Annotated in this window: 19 protein-coding genes; 2 read left to right on the plus strand and 17 right to left on the minus strand. The window is 66.9% G+C overall.

All coding sequences use genetic code 11. The features are described from left to right. Positions 1-35: 35 nt before the first annotated feature. The 12 genes from E3O54_RS11065 to recO all read right to left on the minus strand — a co-directional run bounded on the left by E3O54_RS11065 (position 36) and on the right by recO (position 13,524). Positions 36-965, minus strand: a complete 930-nt coding sequence (locus tag E3O54_RS11065) for an ATP-binding cassette domain-containing protein (RefSeq protein WP_134401604.1) — start codon at positions 963-965, stop codon at positions 36-38. A 4-nt stretch (positions 966-969) separates the two neighbouring features. Beyond that, positions 970-2,658, minus strand: coding sequence for an ABC transporter ATP-binding protein (locus E3O54_RS11070; protein ID WP_104099980.1), 1,689 nt, complete (start codon positions 2,656-2,658; stop codon positions 970-972). After that, on the minus strand, positions 2,655-3,731 hold the full coding sequence (locus E3O54_RS11075; protein WP_104099981.1) for an ABC transporter permease: 1,077 nt from the start codon (positions 3,729-3,731) through the stop codon (positions 2,655-2,657). Before E3O54_RS11075 ends, E3O54_RS11070 begins: the two co-directional genes overlap by 4 nt. A gap of 1 nt (position 3,732) precedes the next feature. Continuing rightward, positions 3,733-4,821 (minus strand): ABC transporter permease, encoded by a 1,089-nt coding sequence (locus E3O54_RS11080; protein ID WP_104099982.1) that lies wholly within the window; start codon positions 4,819-4,821, stop codon positions 3,733-3,735. A 109-nt stretch (positions 4,822-4,930) separates the two neighbouring features. Then, positions 4,931-6,568, minus strand: a complete 1,638-nt coding sequence (locus E3O54_RS11085) for an ABC transporter substrate-binding protein (protein WP_104099983.1) — start codon at positions 6,566-6,568, stop codon at positions 4,931-4,933. Between the two features lie 166 nt (positions 6,569-6,734). After that, positions 6,735-8,597, minus strand: coding sequence for a DNA primase (gene dnaG, locus E3O54_RS11090; RefSeq protein ID WP_134401605.1), 1,863 nt, complete (start codon positions 8,595-8,597; stop codon positions 6,735-6,737). A gap of 94 nt (positions 8,598-8,691) precedes the next feature. Beyond that, on the minus strand, positions 8,692-9,942 hold the full coding sequence (locus tag E3O54_RS11095) for a deoxyguanosinetriphosphate triphosphohydrolase (RefSeq protein WP_134401606.1): 1,251 nt from the start codon (positions 9,940-9,942) through the stop codon (positions 8,692-8,694). Continuing rightward, positions 9,935-11,107, minus strand: coding sequence for a tRNA dihydrouridine synthase DusB (gene dusB / locus E3O54_RS11100; protein ID WP_104099986.1), 1,173 nt, complete (start codon positions 11,105-11,107; stop codon positions 9,935-9,937). The genes E3O54_RS11095 and dusB overlap by 8 nt, the downstream gene beginning before the upstream one ends. 45 nt (positions 11,108-11,152) lie before the next feature. After that, positions 11,153-11,278, minus strand: coding sequence for a hypothetical protein (locus tag E3O54_RS17180; protein ID WP_255409015.1), 126 nt, complete (start codon positions 11,276-11,278; stop codon positions 11,153-11,155). Then, positions 11,275-11,934: a DsbA family protein gene (locus E3O54_RS11105; RefSeq protein ID WP_134401607.1), complete on the minus strand. Its 660-nt coding sequence runs from the start codon at positions 11,932-11,934 to the stop codon at positions 11,275-11,277. The genes E3O54_RS17180 and E3O54_RS11105 overlap by 4 nt, the downstream gene beginning before the upstream one ends. Positions 11,935-11,974: 40 nt before the next feature. Continuing rightward, positions 11,975-12,805, minus strand: coding sequence for an isoprenyl transferase (locus tag E3O54_RS11110; RefSeq protein WP_104099988.1), 831 nt, complete (start codon positions 12,803-12,805; stop codon positions 11,975-11,977). Continuing rightward, a complete protein-coding gene (gene recO / locus E3O54_RS11115) occupies positions 12,802-13,524 on the minus strand; it encodes a DNA repair protein RecO (protein WP_104099989.1) in 723 nt (240 codons plus the stop codon). The genes E3O54_RS11110 and recO overlap by 4 nt, the downstream gene beginning before the upstream one ends. A gap of 78 nt (positions 13,525-13,602) precedes the next feature. Between recO and E3O54_RS11120 the strand changes: the two genes are divergently transcribed. Both E3O54_RS11120 and E3O54_RS11125 read left to right on the plus strand, forming a co-directional pair. After that, entirely contained in the window at positions 13,603-14,301 is a 699-nt protein-coding gene (locus E3O54_RS11120; protein ID WP_233191248.1) for a trimeric intracellular cation channel family protein, read from the plus strand. Positions 14,302-14,411: 110 nt separating this feature from the next. Further along, positions 14,412-15,152 carry a hypothetical protein gene (locus E3O54_RS11125; protein ID WP_174720215.1) on the plus strand — a complete coding sequence of 247 codons (741 nt, stop codon included), beginning with the start codon at positions 14,412-14,414 and terminating at the stop codon, positions 15,150-15,152. Positions 15,153-15,286: 134 nt separating this feature from the next. On the opposite strand, the gene leuA is transcribed toward E3O54_RS11125, so the two are convergent. The 5 genes from leuA to E3O54_RS11150 form a co-directional block, all read right to left on the minus strand. Then, the gene (leuA, locus tag E3O54_RS11130; protein WP_134401608.1) at positions 15,287-17,059 is read right to left on the minus strand and encodes a 2-isopropylmalate synthase; all 1,773 of its coding nucleotides are present in this window, start codon (positions 17,057-17,059) and stop codon (positions 15,287-15,289) included. 307 nt (positions 17,060-17,366) lie between these two features. Next, positions 17,367-18,269, minus strand: coding sequence for a GTPase Era (gene era, locus E3O54_RS11135; protein WP_104099992.1), 903 nt, complete (start codon positions 18,267-18,269; stop codon positions 17,367-17,369). Continuing rightward, positions 18,262-19,578 (minus strand): hemolysin family protein, encoded by a 1,317-nt coding sequence (locus E3O54_RS11140; RefSeq protein WP_134401609.1) that lies wholly within the window; start codon positions 19,576-19,578, stop codon positions 18,262-18,264. The genes era and E3O54_RS11140 overlap by 8 nt, the downstream gene beginning before the upstream one ends. Then, positions 19,575-20,042 (minus strand): rRNA maturation RNase YbeY, encoded by a 468-nt coding sequence (gene ybeY / locus E3O54_RS11145; RefSeq protein WP_134401610.1) that lies wholly within the window; start codon positions 20,040-20,042, stop codon positions 19,575-19,577. The genes E3O54_RS11140 and ybeY overlap by 4 nt, the downstream gene beginning before the upstream one ends. Then, the gene (locus E3O54_RS11150) at positions 20,039-21,055 is read right to left on the minus strand and encodes a PhoH family protein (RefSeq protein WP_134401620.1); all 1,017 of its coding nucleotides are present in this window, start codon (positions 21,053-21,055) and stop codon (positions 20,039-20,041) included. The genes ybeY and E3O54_RS11150 overlap by 4 nt, the downstream gene beginning before the upstream one ends. Between the last annotated feature and the right edge of the window lie 5 nt (positions 21,056-21,060).

Consider the following 21,060-nt stretch of genomic DNA (forward strand, 5'->3'; position numbering starts at 1 on the left):
CCTCGTCGGTGAGAACGGCCTGGTGTTGCACGGATTCAGTTTTCGATGACATGTTCGTCGGATTCACTCTCGTAATCGTAGTTGTCGTCGTCGTTCTCCTCGTCCGGCGCCTCCCCCATCAGAGCCGCAGCCAGGCCGGCGACATACGGATGCCACGGGTCGTCGAACACCTCGTCGATCGTGCCCAGCCCCACCAGCACGCCCTGGTGCAGCACGGCGATTCGGTCTGCGACCCGGCGAAGCACGCTGAGATCGGAACTGATCACCAGCGCCGAGAAGGCCCGCTCGCGCTGCAGCTCGCCGATCAGGTCGACCACGGCGTCCCGGACGGTGGCATCGACGCCGGCCGTCGGCTCGTCCGCGATCAGGACCGACGGCCCGAATACCAGCGCCCGGGCCAGCGCCACCCGCTGACGCTGACCATTGCTCAGCTCGTAGGGGAATTTGGTGAGCACCGACAACGGAAGCCGCACCGCGTCGACCATGGTCGCCACTTGCTCGTCGAGGATGTGCCGGTCGTAGCGCCGGTCTCGGTCGAGCACGGGCTCGGCCACGATCTCCGCCACCGTCAGAGTCGAGGGCAGCGTGTCGGCGGCATCCTGGGCGAGGTGCCCCACCCCGAAGGTGAGCCGGGCCAGCTTGCGCCGACGGATGCCGCGGAGCCGGTACCCGAGCACCGTCGCCTCTCCCCCGGTGATCTCTGGTCGAACGTCGCCGGTGCCTCCGCCGCCGTGGCTGAACGCGGCGCCCGACAGAACCCGGGCCAGCGTGCTCTTGCCCGAACCGCTCTGCCCGAGAAGTCCGAGCACCTCGCTGGCCCCGATCCGCAGGGTAAGGCCACGCACGGCCGTGAATGCGCCGCTGGCACCGTGGGGCGGGTACTCGACCGTCAGGTCACTGGTGGAGATCGGACTTGTCGGACTTGTCGGACTTGTCGGACTTGTCGGTGCGGCGCCGCGGATCATGTGTCTATCCTGCCTCACGCAGTCGGCGCAGTCCCTCCCGGCGCAGGGCCTGCTCGGCCGGGTCCGGCACGGGCAGGGAGGCCAGGAGCCGCTGGGTGTAGGGATCCTTGGGTGCACCGAGAACCTCGGCGCTGGTGCCCTCCTCGACAAGTTTTCCTCGGTACAGCACCGCGATCCGGTCCGCGACGAGGTCGACGACAGCCAGGTCATGACTGATGAACAGCGCGGCAAAGCCGAACTCCCGCTGGAGTTCGGCGAACAGCTCCAGCACCCGCGCCTGCACGGAGACGTCGAGAGCGCTGGTGGGCTCGTCGGCGATCAGCAGGGGCGGCTCCAGGGCGAGCGCCCGCGCCAGGCTCGCGCGCTGGCGCTGGCCGCCGCTCAGCTCGTGCGGGTAACGGTCGCCGTAGGCACGCGGCAGCTGCACGGCCTCGAGGAGCTCGTTGACCCGCGGGCGAGCATGGGCGGCGTTCTTCGCCCGACCGTGCACCACCAGCGGTTCAGCGACGCAGTCGGCGATGGTCAGCAGCGGGTTGAAACTCGACGCCGGGTCTTGGAAGACGAACCCGATGTCGCTGCGGAACTTCCGGAACGCACGCTCCTTGAACCCGTTCATCTCGTGGCCCATCACGGTCAGAGAGCCACCGGTCACCCGGGTCAGGCCGGCGATGGCCCGCCCGATCGTGGTCTTGCCAGAACCGCTCTCCCCCACCAGACCGAGAACCTCACCGGGCCGGATCAGGAAGCTCACGCCGTCGACGGCGGTGAAACCGGACCGGCCGAGCCGGCCGGGGTATTCGATTCGGAGCTGGTCGGCGACGACGACCGGCGCCTGCTGCTCCCAGCCGGCCGCGCGGGCCGTGGCACGGGCGGCGGCGTGCACGACCCCCTGGCCCACGTGAGGCACGGCGGCGAGCAGCTTCTTCGTGTAGTCGTTCTGCGGCGAGCGGAAGAGGGTTTGAGCATCCGCCTCTTCGACGACCTTGCCCTGGTACATCACCGCAACCCGGTCGGCGAGGTCTGCGACCACGCCCATGTTGTGGGTGATGAGCACGATCGCCGTGCCGAATTCATCGCGGCAGCGGCGCAGTAAGTCCAGGATCTCGGCCTGCACGGTCACGTCGAGCGCCGTGGTCGGCTCGTCGGCGACGATCAGGCCGGGGTCGAGCACCAGGGCCATGGCGATCACGACGCGCTGCTTCTGGCCGCCGGAGAACTGGTGCGGGTAGTAGTCGACGCGGGTTTCCGCGTCGGGGATACCGACCCGCCCGAGGATCTCGATGGCCTTCTTACGGGCTTCCTTGCGACTGAACTGGCCGTGCGCGCGGATGCCCTCCATGATTTGCCAACCCACCGTGAAGACGGGGTTCAGCGCGGTCGAGGGTTCTTGGAACACCATGGAGACGTCGGTGCCGCGAACCTGCCGCAGCTGGGCTGTGCTGAGCGCGATGACGTTGCTCTCGCTCGAGCCGTCCTTGCTGCTGAGGATGACGGCCCCGGAGGCGGTCGCCGTCTCCGGCAGCAGCCCGAGGATGGTCTTGGCGGTGACGGTCTTGCCGCTCCCGCTCTCGCCGACGATGGCCAGGACCTCGCCGGGAGCGACCCGCAGGGTGACGCCGTCAACGGCCCGAACGGCTCCGGCGTCGGTCGCGAACGAAATGCCCAGATCGGTGATGGTGAGCACGTCGGTCATGGTCGGTCCTCGAGTCCTTCGGTGGGATGGGTTGCGGTGCCTTCCAGTCCGCCGAGCCCGCCGGGGCCGGCGACGAGGGTGCCACCGGGAACGACCGAGGTCTGCGCGACGATCCCGGCCGACTGGCCGACTGCGCGGCGTCCGCGCAGGCGGGGATCGGCCAGGTCGTTGAGGCTTTCGCCGACCAGCGTAATGCCGAGCACGACGAGCACGATGGCCAGGCCGGGGAACAGTGACGTCCACCAGATGCCGCTGGTGACGTCCGAGAGGGCCTTGTTGAGGTCGTAGCCCCACTCGGAGGCGGCCGTCGGTTCAATGCCGAACCCGAGAAAGCCGAGGCCCGCGAGGGTCAGGATGGCCTCCGACGAGTTCAGGGTGAAGATCAGCGGAAGGGTGCGGGTGGCATTGCGGAACACGTGCCGGAACATGATCCGGCCGCTGCCGGCACCCAGCACGCGTGCGGATTCCACGTAGGCCTCCGCCTTGATCCGCACCGTTTCGGCGCGGATCACTCGGAAGTACTGCGGGATGAAGACCACGGTGATCGAGATCGCCGCCGCCAGCACACCGCCGATCAGGTTGGACTTGCCCCCGGAGATGACGATCGACATCACGATGGCGAGAAGCAGCGATGGGAACGCGTAGACGGCGTCGGAGACGACCACCAGGATCCGGTCGAGCCAGCCGCCGAAATAGCCCGACACCAGTCCGAGGAACACCCCGGCGAAGATCGACAGCAGGACGGCCACAATGATCACGAACAGGGCGGTCTGGGCACCCCACAGCACTCGGGAGAGCACGTCGTAGCCGCTGACGGTGGTGCCCAGCGGATGCGCGCCCCCGGGCGGCTGCTGGGCTCCGAAGGCGCCGTCGGCGTCGCGCAGTTGGCTGAAGCCGTAGGGCGCGAGCACGGGGGCGAAAATGGCGGTCAGCACAAAGAGAGTGGTGATCACCAGGCCGGCGACCAGCATCCCGCGCTGGAGTCCGATGCTCTGCCTGAGCTGGTGCACGACGGGGAGGCGGGACCAGACGCTGCGCTTCTGCCGGGCGGAGATCACGGTGGCGTCACTCATCTCAGTACCTCACTCTCGGGTCGATCAGTGCGGCGATGATATCGACGACGAAGTTGGAGAGGGCGACGATCACGGCGAGCAGGGCGACGATCCCCTGCACGGCCACGAAGTCCCGGGCCTTGAGGAACTCGGAGAGCATGAAGCCCAGGCCCTTCCATTCGAAGGTGGTCTCGGTCAGCACGGCGCCGCCGAGCAGCAGGGCGATCTGGAGGCCGATCACGGTGATGATCGGGATCAGGGCCGGCCGGTAGGCGTGCTTCCGCACCAGGCGGAACTCGCTCACCCCACGCGAGCGAGCGGCGTCGACGTAATCGGTGCCGAGGGTTCCGATCACGTTGGTGCGCACGAGGCGGAGGAAGACCCCCGCAGTGAGCAGCCCGAGCGTCAGCGCGGGGAGCACGGCATGCTCGAGAACGTCCCCGAGCACGGTCGGGTCCCCGGTCAGGATGGCGTCGATCGTGTACAGGCCGGTCTGGTTCGGCAACAGCTGCATCTGCAGCTCGGAACCGGTCGAGGCCCGCCCGGAGACGGGAAGCACGTCGAGGTAGACGGCGAAGACGAGTTTGAACAACAGCCCGGAGAAGAACACCGGCGTGGCGTAGCAGAGGATCGCGAAAACCCGGAGGAAGGCGTCCGCGGATTTGTCCCGCCAATAGGCGGCGACCATGCCCAGGGGAATCCCGACGATGAACGCGACGACGAGGGCGTAGAACACGAGCTCGAACGTGGCCAGCCCATAGGTGACCAGGATTTCGGAGACGGGACGGTTGGTGCTGATGGTCGTGCCGAAGTTGCCGGTGAACACCTGGCCCAGGTACTCGATGTACTGCACGAAGATGGGCCGGTCGTAGCCGGCGGCCTGGATGCGCTCGGCCAGCTGTTCGGGCCCGAGACGCCCGCCGAGAGCGGCCGTGATCGGGTCACCGGTCGTGCGCATCAGCCAGAAGACCATGGACACGAGGATGAAGATGGTGGGAAAGATCAGCAGAAAACGGATCAGGATGTACCGGCCGATCCCGCCGTCAGTTGCGGGACGTTTCTTGCGTCCCGTCGCGCGGGGCGACGGGGGGCGCGTGGTCACAGTGGTCATTCCTGCCTAACGATAGGACTGTGCGATTAGAACGTGACGGGGGCACCCAGCGCGCAAGCGGCTGGATGCCCCCGGGTTTCAAATTAGAAAATGCTAACCGGTTGACGAACTAACCTTTGACCAGTGCCGCGTAACGGAACTTGAACGACGCGTCGAGCGTGTCGCTGGTTCCGGTCACATCGGGGCCGGTGACGGCAACCTGGGCGCCCTGGAGCAGCGGCACGGTCGACAGCTGCGCGGCGACCTTGTCCTGGATCTCCTCGATCAGCTTCGTGCGCTCGGCGGGATCGGCGGTGACGGCCTGCTTCAGGATCAGGGCGTCGACCACCGTGTCGCTGTAGTGGTTCTTGAGGAAGCCGCCTTCGAGGAAGAACGGGGTCAGGTAGTTGTCGGCGTCAGAGTAGTCCGGGAACCAACCGAGCTGGTAGATGGGGTAGACATCCGTCGTGCGGTCCTTCGAGTACTGAACCCACTCGGTGGTCTGCAGGTCGACGGTGAAGAGGCCCGAGGCTTCCAGCTGGTCTTTGACCAGGGCGTACTCGTCGCCGGACGACGGGCCGTAGTGGTCGTTACTGTACTGGAGGTTGAGCTTTACCGGACCGGTCACGCCGGCGGACTTGAGGGTTGCCGCGGCCTTGTCGACGTCGGGGGCACCCTCACCGTCGCCGTAGAGGCCCTTGAGGGACTCGGTGGCACCGGTCAGTCCGGCGGGAACGTAGGAGTACACCGGGGTGTACGTGCCCTTGTAGACCTGCTCGGCGATTTCGTCGCGGTCGACCAGGTCGGCCACGGCCTGGCGCACGGCAAGGGCCTTGGCCGGGTCGGCCTCGGCGGTCTTGGCGCCGAACGGCTGGGTGTCGAAGTTGAAGACGATGTAGCGGAGTTCGCCGCCGGGTCCGTCGACGACCTTGACCTTATCGTTGCCGCGCAGGTCCTCGATGTCGGTGGCCGACAGGCTACGGAACGCCACGTCGATATCACCCTGCTGCACTTCGAGCTTCAGATTGGAGGCGTCGGCGTAGTACTTCACGTTGACGACGTCGGTCTTGGCCGCGCCCAGGAGACCCTCGTAGTCTGAGTTGGCCTTGTAGCCGACCAGGTTGTTGAAGTCGTAGCTGGTGATGACGTACTGGCCGGCGAACGCGTTGGCGTCGACGATGTCCTGGTCCGGCGTGAGCTTCGTGGCCGAGAAGGTGTCCTCGTCGACGATGGGGCCAGCCGGGCTGGACAGGATCTGCGGGAAGATCTGGTCGTCCGCCTGCTTGAGGGTGAAGACAACCGTGGTGTCATCGGGGGCCGCGACGCTGTCCAGGTTGTAGAGCAGCGAGGAGGGGCCGTTGTCGTCCGCGATCGCCAGCTGGCGGTCGAAGGTGAACTTGACGTCGGAGGAGGTGAGTTCGTTGCCGTTGGCCCACTTCAGACCGGGCTTGAGGGTGACCGTGTACTCGTTGGGGCTGGTGAACGCGGCGGCCGTGGCGATGTCGGGCTCGACGTCCGGACTGCCGTAGGGCGTGTTCATCAAGAATGGGAAGACCTGGTTCTGCACCGCGAACGAGCCGTTGTCGTAGGAACCGGCCGGGTCGAGCGACGTGATCTTGTCGGTCGTGCCGATCGTGATGGCTTCGCCACCCGAGCTGGTCTCGTCGTCGGTTCCGCCGGCGGAGCAGCCCGCCAGGGTCAACGCGGCGACCGCGACAACCGCGGCGGCACTGAGCCCTCTCGCGCGTGAAGTGGATGAGAATGCCATAGCCGTGAGCCTCTTCCTCTAGAAAACCGATGCCGGGCGCAGGAATCGTGCACGGCCAGCATTGCTGTAGGAAAAGAAATAGCACAGAATGCGCGGTGTCCCGGCGCAATACGATGCATCTTTATCGAGCTGCAACCAAGGAGGAGCCGGGCGAGACGAGCCCGGTCTAATCCTCCCGGAGGTTGCGGCGCTCGGCCTCGACTCGCACCAGCTCCCGCTGGAGTGCCACATAGACGTCGCGATTGGTCGCATCCGCGCGCTGGAGCCGACCGAGCAGTTCGGCTTTCTGGCGAAGCAGGTCCCGGTCGATCAGGGCCACGGTGATGTCGCGCACGTAGCGGCCGATTTCGCGTTCGGACCGTTCGGGCAGGGAAGCCATCGCCAACTCCTTGACCAGGTTTTCCAGCGTGGCCGGGACCTCGGCGACGATGCGGTCGAGCCAGTCGACGGCGTCGTGTTGGGGCGCGGTGGCCGCGATGGCGTCGCGCACCACCGCCAGGGAGGTGTTCACGAAGTTCGTGGCCGCGGCGCGCTGGATCAGATCCACCCCGACGACGGTAGGGCGCTGCAGCATGGCCATCAGACCGTCGCGTTCCAGCCGGGTGACGGGGTCGGTCGCCAGGTCGATCATGGAGAACGGCTGCTCCCGGGGCACCGGCTCGTTCTCCCCCGGCCGAGATCCCGGAGTGGCCGTACCGGTGCTCCGGGAGCGCGACAGGGCGGCGGAGACGGCCTTGCCGACCTCGCCGAGCTCCATGCCGAGCATGCGCGCCAGCTCGTGCGTGTAACCGGGTCGCAGGGTCGGGTCACGGATGTCGCCGACGATCGGCGCCGCGGCGCGAAGCGCGGCGACGCGACCCTCCACCGTGTCGAGGTTGTATTGGCCGAGCAACTGCCGGATCATGAATTCGAACATGGGCTTTTTCGAGTCGATCAGCCGGCGCACGGCGTCATCGCCGCGGTGCAGTCGCAGGTCGCAGGGGTCCAGTCCCTCGGGCGCGACGGCCACGTACGTCTGGGCGGAGAAACGCTGCTCCTCGCTGAATGCGCGCACGGCGGCCTTCTGGCCGGCGGCATCCGGATCGAACGTGAACACGACCTCGCCGACCCCGCTGTCGTCGCCGAGCACGCGACGCAGCACCTTGATGTGATCGACCCCGAAGGATGTGCCGCAGGTGGCGACCGCGGTCGTCACCCCGGCAAGGTGGCAGGCCATGACGTCGGTGTAGCCCTCCACGACGACGACCTGGTGGCCTCGGGAAATGTCGCGTTTGGCGAGGTCAAGCCCGTAGAGCACCTGGGACTTGTGGTAGATCGGCGTTTCGGGGGTATTCAGATATTTGGGTCCCTTGTCGTCGTCGAGGAGCCGACGCGCCCCGAAGCCGATGGTCTGCCCGGTGATGTCCCGGATCGGCCAGACCAGGCGGCCGCGGAACCGGTCGTACACGCCGCGGTCGCCGCTGGAAACGAGACCGGACAGCGTGAGTTCCTCGGTGGAGAACCCCCTGGCGCGCAGGTGGTTGGTGAGCTCGTCCCAGCTTTTCGGGGCGAAGCCGACCCCGAACCGGGCGGCCGCGAGGGAGTCGAAGCCGCGTTCGCCGAGGAAGGTACGCCCGACCAGGGCGCCGGGGCTGCCGAGGCGTTCCACGAAGAAGTCGGCCGCGGCCTGGTTGGCGGCGTAAAGGCGGGCCCGATTGGTGTGGTCGGGAGCCTCGCCGGCGCCGCCCTCGTAGTGCAACTCGATACCGACCCGGCCGGCGAGCCGTTCGACGGCCTCACTGAAACTGACGTGGTCCATTTTCTGCAGAAAGGAGTAGACGTCGCCGCTCTCGCCGCAACCGAAGCAGTGGTAGAAACCGACCTGTGGGCGCACGTGGAAGCTTGGGCTGCGCTCGTCGTGAAAGGGGCACAGCCCCTTCATCGATCCCACGCCGGCGGACTTGAGACTCACGTAGTCGCCGACGATGTCGGCGATGTTGGTGCGGGACTTGACCTCTTCGATGTCGTTTTGTCGAATCAGGCCTGCCATAGCTGAATGTTAGTCCTGCCCGTGTCGGTGTTCGGTGTAGTGGCGTCGTTCTGTGCGGTGCTGCCCGTGCTGTCCGTGCTGTTGTTCGCGCGGGTCAGTGCTTTACCAGGCGTTCGTACCAGGCCAGCGCGGACTGGTCGGTAAGGCTGGCGACCTGGTCGACGACGACGCGTTTGCGGGCTGCGGCGTCGGCGGCTGCGTGCCAGTCCTCCCGGTATCCCGCGTCGAGGTGTTCGTCCCCCGTCGCGTGCAGCGTGCGCGCCAACAGGGTGAGCACCTGCCTCTGCTCCACATAGATGGGCTTGCGGGTCTGTCGCGTCATCACGAAGGTCGCCACGATGCCCTTGAGCACGGCGATCTCCGCCTCGACCTCCCGCGGCACGACCACGTGGGCGCCGAACCGAATCAGGTCGCCCCCCGGGTTGGCGTCGCGGGTGGCGCGCACGGCGGCACCGCTGAAGCGGCCGATCAGCTGGCTGGTCAAGTTCTTCAGCAGGCCTTGGTCGCGGCGGCTGCCCGACCAGGTCTCAAGCCAGGCGTTGAGCGAGTCCAGCCGGTCGAAGGCGTCGGCCAGGTCCTCCTCGGAGAGACCATCGCCGGTCCACTCGGTCATCGTGGCCAGAAGCGACTCGTGGTTGGTCCGGCTGCCGAGCTGGCCGACGTCGATGTAGCCGTTGACGACGGCGTCCTCGAAGTCGTGCACGGAATACGCGATGTCGTCGGAGAGGTCCATCACCTGCGCCTCGATGCAGCGCCGGCGCTCCGCGGCGCCGGAGCGCATCCACTCGAAGGCCTCCCTGTCGTCCGGGTAGAAGCCGTACTTGGCGCGGCCGCTCGGATCGGCGACCGACGAGTCGGCTGGCCAGGGGTATTTGCAGCTCGCGTCGAGGCTCGCCCGTGTGAGATTGAGCCCATAGCTGCGGCCGTGACGGCCGAAGACCTTGGGTTCGAGTCGGGTGAGCAGGCGGAGCGTCTGCGCGTTACCCTCGAAGCCGCCGATGTCTGCGGACCAGGTGTTGAGGGCCTTCTCGCCGTTGTGGCCGAAGGGCGGATGGCCGATGTCGTGCGCCAGGCAGGCGGTGTCGACGATGTCCGGGTCGAGGCCCAGCCGCAGAGCGAGTTCGCGCCCGACCTGGGCGACCTCGAGAGAATGGGTGAGTCGGTTGCGCGCGAAATCGAGACCGGCGGCCGGGCTCAGCACCTGGGTCTTCGCGGCCAACCGGCGCAGAGCGCTCGAGTGCAAAAGCCGGGCCCGGTCGCGAGCGAAATCGCTGCGCCTGGAGCCGTGCTCCTCAGGCAGCCAGCGTTCCTCGTCGTGCCTGCTGTATCCGGTCTGATTAGCCACCGCTTGTGTCCCCTTCACCTTCGGTCAGATTGGCGCGCTCCGCCGACACCAGCTCCTGGGAGTCGAGCCAGTGTTCAGGAAGTGAGGTTTTCTTCGGGCTGCCGGCCCGACCACGGGGCCCCTCGGCGCCCTCGCCGGGGTAGTCCTGATCGCCGTCGAGGGTGCCCAGCAGATCGTCGAGCTGCGCGAGCGAGACGACCGAGGCCAGGCTCGCCCGCAGGTCGCCGCCGACCGGGTAGCCCTTGAAATACCAGGCCACATGCTTGCGGATGTCCCGGCAGGCTCGCTCCTCGCTCTCGAAGAATTCGGTCAAGAGCACCGCGTGGCGGCGGAAGGCGTCGGCGACCTGGCCCAGGTTGGGCTGGATCCTGGCAGCCGCCGCGCCGAACTCGCCGCCGCGGAAAGCCGCGGCGAGGTCACCAAACAGCCAGGGGCGGCCCAGGCAGCCACGCCCGACGACGACGCCGTCACAGCCGGTCTCCGCGACCATGCGCAGGGCGTCCTCGGCGGACCAGATGTCACCGTTGCCGAGCACGGGCACGCTGGTGACGGTTTTCTTGAGGGTCGCGATGGCGGACCAGTCGGCCTGGCCGGAGTAGTACTCGGCGGCCGTGCGGGCATGCAGGGCGATGGCCGCGACACCGGCGCCCTCGGCCGCCTTGCCGGCCTCCAGATAGGTCAGATGATCGGAGTCGATGCCCTTGCGCATCTTGACGGTAACCGGCACGTCACCGGCCGCGGTGACGGCACCCTCGACGATCTGACGGAAGAGCCCGAGCTTCCAGGGCAGGGCGGCGCCGCCGCCCTTGCGGGTGACCTTGGGAACCGGGCAGCCGAAGTTGAGGTCGATGTGGTCGGCCCGGTCCTCGGCCACAAGCAGGGTGACCGCCTCGGCGACGGTCTTCGGGTCCACGCCGTACAGCTGGATTGAGCGGGTCTTTTCGCTCTCGTGATGGTTGATCAGTCGCATCGACTCCGGCGTGCGTTCGACCAGCGCACGGGAGGTTATCATCTCGCTGACATAGAGGCCTGCGCCGTATTCACGGCACAGACGACGAAACGCCGTGTTGGTAATCCCTGCCATGGGCGCGAGAACGACGGGCACGTCGAGCGTGAGCGGGCCGATCGTGAGGTTCGCCGGGCTGGTCTGGGTTACGGAAGTCATCCGTTCAATTCTCCCCCACGCCGGGACGCCTACCTGACGACCCGGCTAGACGCCGCAGGAGCCGCCGCCGCAGCATCCGCCGGCCGCGGCTTGGCCGAGAAGTTCGATCGTGGGAACGGACGCGGCCTCGGCGGGGGCGACCGGGGCGGTGGTATCTGGTGCGTCGCTCATTTGTTCTTCTCCTCGGATTTTTCGGTGTGCGCCTGGCGGAGGGCCTGGACGAAGGTGTCGGGGTCCTGGGCGCCGGAGATCCCGTATTTGCCGTCGATGACGAAGAAGGGCACCCCCTGAATGCCGTAGGCGTTGGCCTGAGCGACGTCGGCCTTGACATCCGCGAGGAAGTCGTGGGCGGTCAGGGCGCGGATGACGTCGTCACGGTCCAGGCCGATTTCGGCGGCGAGGTCTGCGAGGTCGGCGATCCGGCCGACGTGGCGGCCGTCGACGAAGTAGGCCTTAAGCAGTCGTTCTTTCATGTCGAGCTGGCGGCCGTGCGCCTTCGCGTAGTGCAGCAGCTCGTGCGAGATGACCGTGTTGGTCTGATGCACGGAGTCGTAGTCGTAGTGCAGCCCGACGCTCTCGGCAATGCCGGTGACGCGCTCGAGCATCTGCTCGACCTCGGCGACCGGCAGGCCCTTGCGCTGACTGAGGTAGTCGACGGGGCTGCCATCGAAGTCGACCGGGGTATCCGGGGCGAGTTCAAAGCTGTGATACTCAACCTCGACGTTCCCGTCGAACAGGGCCGCCCCGGCCTCGAACTTGCGCTTTCCGATGTAGCACCAGGGGCACTGAACGTCGGACCAGATGTCTACTTTGATGGCTTCACTCACTGTGAGGTCAACCGATGGAGCCCCACGTTGTATTCCCGGCCTAGACGGTCGGGGCGTCCACGGCGCCGCCGTAGCGGCGGTTACGGGCCGCGTAGAGCTCGATCGCCCGCCACAGGTCCCCACGGCCGAAGTCCGGCCAGAGGGTGTCCAAAAACACCATCTCCGCGTAGGCGCTCTGCCAGAGCAGAAAGTTGCTGGTGCGCTGCTCCCCCGAACTGCGCAGGAACAGGTCCACGTCGGGGAGGTCCGCGGTGTACAGGTACCGCTGGATCGACTTCTCGGTGATCCCGGCGGGCTTCAACCTGCCTGCGGCCACGTCCTCAGCCAAGGCGCGCACGGCATCCGCGATCTCGGTGCGCCCGCCGTAGTTCACGCACATGGTGAGGGTGAGCACGTCGTTCCCGGTGGTCAGCCGTTCGGCGAACTGCAGTTCCTTGATGACGGATGCCCACAGCCGGGGCTTGCGTCCGGCCCACCGCACGCGCACCCCCCATTCGTTGAGCTGATCGCGCCGGCGGTGCAGGACGTCCCGGTTGAATCCCATCAGGAAGCGAACCTCGTCGGGTGACCGCTTCCAGTTCTCGGTGGAGAACGCGTAGACGCTCAGGTGTTTGACGCCGATCTGGATGGCCCCGGCGACGACGTCGAGAAGCGCAGCCTCCCCCGCCTTGTGGCCTTCCACCCGAGGCAGCCCGCGCGCGTTCGCCCACCGGCCGTTGCCGTCCATCACGACCGCCACGTGCTCGGGAACGGCCTGCTTCGGCAGGGCGGGCGGGTACAGGCCCGTCCAGTCCAAGGGTTTGAACGGCACCGCATCCTTGTGGGTCAGGGGCTTCTGGCCGAAGGGATTGAGGAAGGGCGCAGGGGTCATCGACTCACGTGTTCCAACGATCGAAGGCCGCGCCCGAGGTGCCACTGCGTGTAGGCGGCGACAACCCCGGTGGCCTGGGCTCTGGTCTGGGGAGGGGTGGATTTGGTGTGCTCCCAGTCGCCGGTCAGGAGGGAGCCGAGCAGGGTGATGGTGGCCGGATCGAGCCTCGGCGAACCAGGGGCTGCGCAATCGTCGCAGACGATCCCGCCAGCCTGCACAACCATCGCTGAGTGGGCTCCCCGGGCTCCGCACCGTGCGCAGTCCTGGAAACTGGGTGCCCAGCCGGCCATCGACAGTGCTCGGAGCAGATAGGAGTCGAGGGTAAGGCCGGCGCCGTGCTCACGGCGGGAGAGCGACCGGAGGGCACCCACGAGCAGCAGGTACTGCTGCAGCGAACCCTCCGCCTCGGTGAGCTTGTCGGCGGTTTCGACCATGGCGCTGGCCGCCGTGTAGCTCGGGTAGTCGGCCGTGATCAGGGCTCCGTAAGAAGCGATGGACTCCGCCTGCGTGATGACGTCGAGGCTCCGCCCCTCCCAAAGCTGCACGTCGGCGACCATGAACGGTTCGAGCCGGGCCCCGAATTTCGACGCGGTGCGGCGCACACCCTTGGCTACCGCGCGCACCTTCCCGTGCTGGCGCGTGAGCATGGTGACGATGCGGTCGGCTTCGCCCAGTTTCTGGGTGCGCAGCACGACGACATCATCACGGTAGACAGGCACCCCTGAATTCTCCCACCTGGCGGGAGCGCGGGGTCGTCAAGCGCGCCGATACCCACCGTTTCAGTGGTTTCATTAGGGGTGCCCTCCACCTCATTCTTCATCCCGCTCTGGCTCGACCTCACGGCCGTGGCCATCGGAGCCGTGCAGGGCGCCATGTTCGCCGGTCGCTTCACCGACCGCCGCTTCGACCTGCTCGGCATCGCGCTGATCGGCGTCACCGTGGGGCTCGGCGGCGGTTTGCTCCGCGATATCCTGCTGGGCGGCGTGCCGGCCGCGCTGCAGAGTAACTGGTACCTGCCGGTGTGCGCGGGGGCGGCTCTGCTCGGCATGCTGCTGCAGAGCCTGTTCAACCGGCTCGGCCCGTTCATCATCGCCCTCGACGCCGTGACCATCGGGCTGTTCGGCGCCCTCGGCACGAGCAAGGCACTCGCCGTCGGCCTGCCGGAGATCCCCGCCCTGTTCGTCGGGGTCGTCACGGCGGTGGGTGGGTCGGCCCTGCGGGACATGATGCTGAACGTGCCGATCGCCGTGATGCACGTCGGCTCGTTCTACGCCGTCGCGGCCGGGGTCGGCAGCGGCCTGCTCGTGGTGCTCTTCATGCTGCAGGTGCCCATCACCATCGCCGGGATCGCCTGCGTCGTGGTGACGACGGTCATCCGGATCCTCGCCGCGCGGTACGGCTGGAGCCTGCCGCAGCAGCGCGCGATCGGCAGTTGGCCCCGGTGGCGGCGCGACAATATCGTCGCCTTCCGGCGGCGCAGGAACCGCGGCGCCTGAGGCCCCGAACGGGCCCGAAACTGGTCCACAAACGACGGATTCCGCTCTCGCCTTTCATTGCGTCCCGGGTCAGACTGGTAAGAAGATCTCACGTCGTTTGGAGGAACCTCATGAACATGATGAAGGGCAACGTGCCCGATTCGATGCCGGATTTGATGCCGGTCCTGTCCCGAGGCAAGCACAGAAACCCACGTTCCGGCGCCTGTTTCATGGAGTTCGCCTCCTATCTCGCCGGAGTGGCCTGGAGTGACCACCCTGCCTGCACTCATCCGTTACTCGCCTCCGTCGCTCGGATGGTGAACGACTGCACGTCGGACACCGCCCGGGCCCGGCTGGTCCCGCTGATCCCGTCGGTGATCGGTCTGCGCGGGGACAACGCACGGGTGCGCTTGCTGATCGCTCTGCGGGCGGCCACATCCGCGCTCCCGGTCACGAGTGCAGACCACCAACGGGCCCTTGCCGTGGGGATCCTCAACTGCGAACGGTACCTGACCGAGGCCAACGGCACCATTCCCGACGACGTCGCCCTGCGCATCCGCAATTCGTTTGACGCGGCACCGGCGACCGAACGGTGGGCGCGAGACTTCATCGCCTCGATGGGATCCTGGTCTCGGAGCAAGTTCACGGACCGCACGGCGGAGACCATCATCCGGGTGTCCGTGCAGGGCATCGCGGAAGCGTGCGTTCCCGACCCGGACGGCCAGCTCTACGACCTGCTCGCCGGCGCGATCGACGACTGCACGATGGTGCTGACCCCTGCGCCCAAGGCACGACCGGCCAGGGCGACTGCCGACCCGACTCACGTCGCTCCGACGCACCGGGCGAAGACGAAGGACACGGCGCGGGTCTAGAGCCGGACTGACAGCACGCAGCCGAGAACCATCGCTCCGGCCGAGCGCCTCCCCCGGGGAAGGCACTCGGCCGGGCTGACGATTTTCTGCTCACGCGCCGGCTGAGTTCACGTGCCGGCTGAGGCTACCCGGGGTCAGGCGGTCGCGTCCGCCAGAGACCGCTTGCCGGCCTCGGCGCGGATGCCGCGGTTGACCGCCGACACCACCGACTTGAGCGAGGCGGTCGAGATGTCCGCGTCGATGCCGACGCCCCAGAACCGCGTGCCGTTGACGTCGAGTTCGACGTAGGCCGCGGCGAGGGCGTCGCCGCCTGCCGACATGGCGTGCTCGACGAAGTCGTAGAGGGTGATGGCGATGCCGCGTTCGGCCATCACGCCGAGGAACGCCGCGATCGGGCCGTTGCCCGCGCCGACCGCGCTGGACACGGTCGTGTCGTCGCGCAGGTCAACGGACAGTTCAACCGAACCGGAGAGGTCGCTCGAGGTGCGCGTGGCGTGCAGCTCGAACCGACCCCACTTGGCGTCGGGCGTGGTGTGGCTGGCCGGCAGGTACTCGTCGTTGAAGATCTCCCAGATCTGCTCACTGGTGACCTCGCCGCCCTCCTGGTCGGTCTTGGACTGCACGACGCCGGAGAATTCGATCTGCAGCTTGCGCGGCAGGTCCAGGGCGTGGTCGGTCTTGAGCAGGTAGGCCACGCCGCCCTTGCCGGACTGGGAGTTGACCCGGATCACGGCTTCGTAGCTGCGTCCGAGGTCCTTCGGGTCGATCGGCAGGTATGGGACCGCCCAGAGCAGGTCGTCGACGCCGCAGTCCTGCGTGGCGGCATCCACTGCCATGGCCTCGAAGCCCTTCTTGATGGCGTCCTGGTGCGAGCCGCTGAACGCGGTGAAGACCAGGTCGCCGGCCCAGGGGCTGCGCTCGGGCACAGGCAGCTGGTTGCAGTACTCCGCGGTGCGCTTGACCTCGTCGATGTTGCTGAAGTCGATCTGCGGGTCGATACCCTGGGTGAACAGGTTGACGCCCAACGCCACCAGGTCGACGTTGCCCGTGCGCTCCCCGTTGCCGAACAGGCAGCCTTCGATGCGGTCGGCCCCGGCCAGGTAGCCCAATTCCGCGGCCGCGATGGCTGTGCCGCGGTCGTTGTGCGGGTGCAGGGAGATGAGCACGTTCTCGCGGTGGGCGAGGTGGCGGGACATCCACTCGATGGAGTCGGCGTAGACGTTGGGTGTGGCCATCTCGACGGTCGCGGGCAGGTTGATGATGACCTTGCGCTCCGGCGTGGGCTCGAGGACCTCCAGCACCTGGTTGCAGACGTCGACGGCGAATCCCAGCTCGGTACCGGTGTAGCTCTCCGGGGAGTACTCGTAGTAGACCGTGGTGCCGGGGACGGATGCCTCGGCGGCGCGGCAGAGACGCGCGCCGGCCAACGCGATGTCGATGATGCCCTGCTTGTCTTCGCGGAACACGACCTTGCGCTGCAGCACGCTGGTGGAGTTGTAAAGGTGGACGATGGCCTGCCTGGCGCCCGCGATCGACTCGTAGGTGCGCCGGATCAGGTGCTCGCGCGCCTGGGTGAGCACCTGGATGGTCACGTCGTCTGGAATGGCATTTCCGTCGATCAGGCTGCGCACGAAGTCGAAGTCGGTCTGGCTGGCCGACGGGAAGCCGACCTCGATCTCCTTGTAGCCCATCCGCACGAGCATGTCGAACATGATGCGCTTGCGCTCGGGGCTCATCGGATCGATCAGCGCCTGGTTGCCATCCCGCAGGTCGACGGCGCACCAGCGCGGGGCCGCGGTGATGTGCTTGTCCGGCCAGGTGCGGTCGGGCAGCTCGATCGTGAACTGCTCCTGATACGGGCGATACTTGTGAATCGGCATCTGGGATGCGGTCTGATTGTTTTTCATGATCTGGGATCTCCTCGCGAATGGTGGGTAGCCAACGACGAACTCCGCGACGAGGGAGGCCTCAGATTAGGACTCGTCGCGGCAGCGAAGAAGCAGCTCACCGAAAAACATAAGTGCAGGCTACCACCCTCGGCAGCACCCTCGGCAGCGGATCGGGTCACGCCACCCGATCGCATCCGGCGTTGCACGAATTCGACGGAGAATTTCGGGAAATGGCAGGTTTCCGGCTGTCCGTGGCCGATACAGGCAAAATCTCCGTCGAATTCGTTCGGGGTGCTGGCGGTTCGGGGTGCTGGCGGAGTGCCGGCTAGAAACCGAGGCGGCCCAGCTGTTTCGGGTCGCGCTGCCACTCCTTGGCGACCTTGACCCGGAGCGAGAGGAAGACCCGCTTTCCCACCAGCGGTTCGATCTGTTTGCGGGCGCGCACACCAACATCCTTCAACCGGCTGCCGGATTTGCCGATGATGATGCCCTTCTGGCTGTCGCGCTCGACGAACAGGTTCGCGTAGATCTCGACCAGTTCCTGGTCGTCGCGTTCGATGATGTCGTCAATCGTCACGGCGATCGAGTGCGGCAGCTCGTCGGTGACGCCCTCGAGCGCCGCCTCCCGGATGTACTCCGAGATGCGAGACTCGAGGCTCTCGTCGGTGACCGCGTCGGCCGGGTAGAGCGGGGCATCCGACAAGGGCAGCAGGCGCAGCAGCTCTGCGCTGAGGATATCGAGCTGGATGCGGCTGGTCGCCGAGATCGGCACGATCGCCTCCCAGTCACGCAGCTGTGACACGGCGAGGAGCTGGTTGGCGACACTGGTTTTGGAGGACATGTCGATCTTGGTCACGATGGCCACCTTGCGGGCCCGCGGAAAGTTGTCCAGCTGCTCGTTGATGAACCGGTCGCCCGGGCCGATCGGCTCGTTGGCCGGAATGCAGAGGCCCACCACGTCCACGCCGGACAGCGTCGACTGCACGAGGCTGTTCAGTCGTTCGCCCAGCAGGGTGCGCGGCTTGTGGATACCCGGGGTGTCGACCAGAATCAGCTGACCGTTCTTCTGGTGCACGATGCCGCGGATGGCGCGCCGGGTGGTCTGCGGCTTCGACGACGTGATCGCGACCTTCTCCCCGACCAGCGCGTTCGTCAGCGTGGATTTGCCCACGTTGGGGCGTCCCACGAACGACACGAACCCCGCTCGGAATCCTTCTACTTCAGTCATGACCGTTCACTCTCTCATCGTCCGACACTCCGAGGAATGCGTTCTGCGCGTCTATCAGCGCTTGGTCTCGTTCAACCAGCACGGTGCTGATTCGTTTGCGGCGGCCTTCGGTGCGTTCGGCGGTGAGGACCAACCCGCTCGCCCTGGCGACCGAGCCCGCCACCGGCAAGCGCCCGAGGGCCTTGGCCAGCAGGCCACCCACCGAATCAACCTCGTCGTCGTCCAGTTCCAGGTCGAACAGTTCACCGAGCTCGTCGACCGGAAGCCGCGCGCTCACCCGGAAGCGACCGTCGCCGAGTACCTCGACCTCCACAACGTCGCGGTCGTACTCGTCGGAGATGTCTCCCACGAGTTCCTCGATCAGGTCTTCAAGGGTGACCAGTCCGGCGATGCCACCATACTCGTCGACCACCATCGCGAGGTGGTTTGACTCGAGCTGCATCTGGCGGAGCAGCGCGTCGGCTTTCTTCGACTCGGGCACGAAGACGGCCGGTCGCTCGAGCTCCCGCACCGTGAGGCTCTCCGCGTTCGGCGGCCGCTCGTAGACGAGCCGGGCCACATCGCGCAGGTACAGGATGCCCGTGACGTCATCCACTTCGCCGTCGATGACCGGCACCCGGGAGAAGCCCTTACTCAGGAACAGGCCCATCGCCGCGCCGATCGATGAGTCCGCTTCGATGGTGACCATGTCGGTGCGCGGAATCATCACCTCGCGCACGACGGTCTCGTTGAACTCGAAGATCGAGTGGATCAGTTCCCGGTCGTCCTCCTCGAGTACGTCGAGCTCGGTGGCCTCGTCGACCATGCTGAGCAGCTGGTCCTCCGACGTGAACGTGGCCAGCCGGGTGCGCCCGGGGGTGACCCGGTTGCCGAGGGCGACAAGCGCGTTGGCGATGGGGCCGAGGAGCACCCGGAGGAAGTGCACCAGCGGGGCGGTCGCGGAGAGCAACTCCACGGGGTGGGCCCGGCCCACGCTGCGCGGGCTGGCGCCGACGAGCACGAAGGAGACCGCGGTCATCAGCAGGGAGGACAGTAGCAGTGCCAGCCACAGCTCCTCGATCGTGGTCGCGAAGACGAGGGTCACCAGCACGGCCGCCGTGGTCTCGGCGATGATCCGTACAAAATTGATCGTGTTCAGGTGCGCCCCGGTGTCGGCGGCGATCGCCGTCAGGGAGCGCTTGGCACGGGACTTCTCGGCCAGGTCAAGAATGTCGGCCCGGGATTGGCTCGTGACGGCGGAGTCCACCGCGGCCATCAGGCCGCCGAAGGCGACCAACAGGATGGCCGCCGTGAGAAACCACCCGATCATCGGTCGCGGAGGCGTTCCTGCAGGGCGAAGCCGATCAGGATGTCTCGCTGGATGCCGAACATTTCCTTCTCCTCGGCGGGTTCCACGTGGTCGAATCCGAGCAGGTGCAGCACGCCGTGCGTGGTGAGCAGCAGGAGTTCCTCGAGGGCGCTGTGCCCGGCTGTCTCGGCCTGGCCCTGGGCCACCTGCGGGCAGAGCACGATATCGCCGAGCAGCCCCGGCGGGGTCTCGGCGTCTTCGGTGCCCGGGCGCAATTCGTCCATCGGGAAGCTGAGCACGTCGGTGGGGCCCGGCTCATCCATCCATTGCACGTGCAGCTGCTCCATCGCACCCTCGTCGACGAGGACGATCGCCAGTTCGGCGTCAGAGTGCACGTGCATGGAGTCCAGAGCGTAGGCGGTCAGACGCAGGATGGCGGCCTCATCGACCGGGATAGTCGATTCGTTGTTGATTTCGATGCTCAAGAGGATCTCCGTTTCGGAAGGCGGTCGCGGGGAGTGTTGGGGCGGCCGGGTCCGCGACCTGCGAATTCCCGCGCCTGATCGCTTTCGTAGCGCTCGGCCTGCTTCTGCGCGTCGTATGCGGTCCAGGCGTCGACGATCCGGCCGACCAGGGAGTGCCGCACGACGTCGGCACTGCTCAGACGCACGAAACGGATGTCGTCGACCCCGTCGAGCACCCGGCTCACCAAGCGCAGCCCGCTCGAGCCCGCCGGAAGGTCAATCTGAGTGATGTCCCCGGTCACGACCATTTTCGAGCCGAACCCCAACCGGGTGAGGAACATCTTCATCTGTTCGGCAGTGGTGTTCTGCGCCTCATCGAGCACGACAAAGGAGGAGTTGAGCGTGCGGCCGCGCATATAGGCGAGCGGGGCCACCTCGATGGTTCCGGCTGCGAGCAGTTTGGGCACGAGTTCCGGGTCCATCATCTCGTTCAGGGCGTCGTACAGGGGGCGCAGGTACGGGTCGATCTTCTCGATGAGGCTGCCCGGCAGGAAGCCGAGTCGTTCCCCGGCCTCGACGGCCGGGCGGGTGAGGATGATCCGTTCGACCTCCTTGCGCTGCAGCGCCTGCACGGCCTTGGCCATTGCCAGGTAGGTCTTGCCGGTTCCGGCCGGCCCGATCCCGAACACGATGGTGTCGGTGTCGATGGCGTCCACGTATTCCTTCTGCCCGATGGTCTTGGGGCGGATGCTCTTGCCGCGGGAGCTGAGGATGGCCGGGCCCAGACGTTCGGAAGGGCTCGTGGAGATGTCCGTGTCGAGCATCCGTGAGGAGGTGCTCACCTCGGACTCGGCGAGGTCACGCCCGCCGCGCACCATGAGCAGGAGCTCCTCGATCAGGCGACGCGCCGCCTCGACGTGCTCGGTCTCACCGATCAGGGTGACCTCGTTGCCGCGCACGTGCACGCTGACGCCGGGGTGTTCCTTCTCGACGGCGGCGAGCAGACGGTCGTCGGCGCCGAGCAGGCGCACCATGGCAA

Source organism: Cryobacterium sp. TMT2-4, from assembly GCF_004402575.1.
Taxonomy (GTDB): Bacteria; Actinomycetota; Actinomycetes; order Actinomycetales; family Microbacteriaceae; genus Cryobacterium; species Cryobacterium sandaracinum.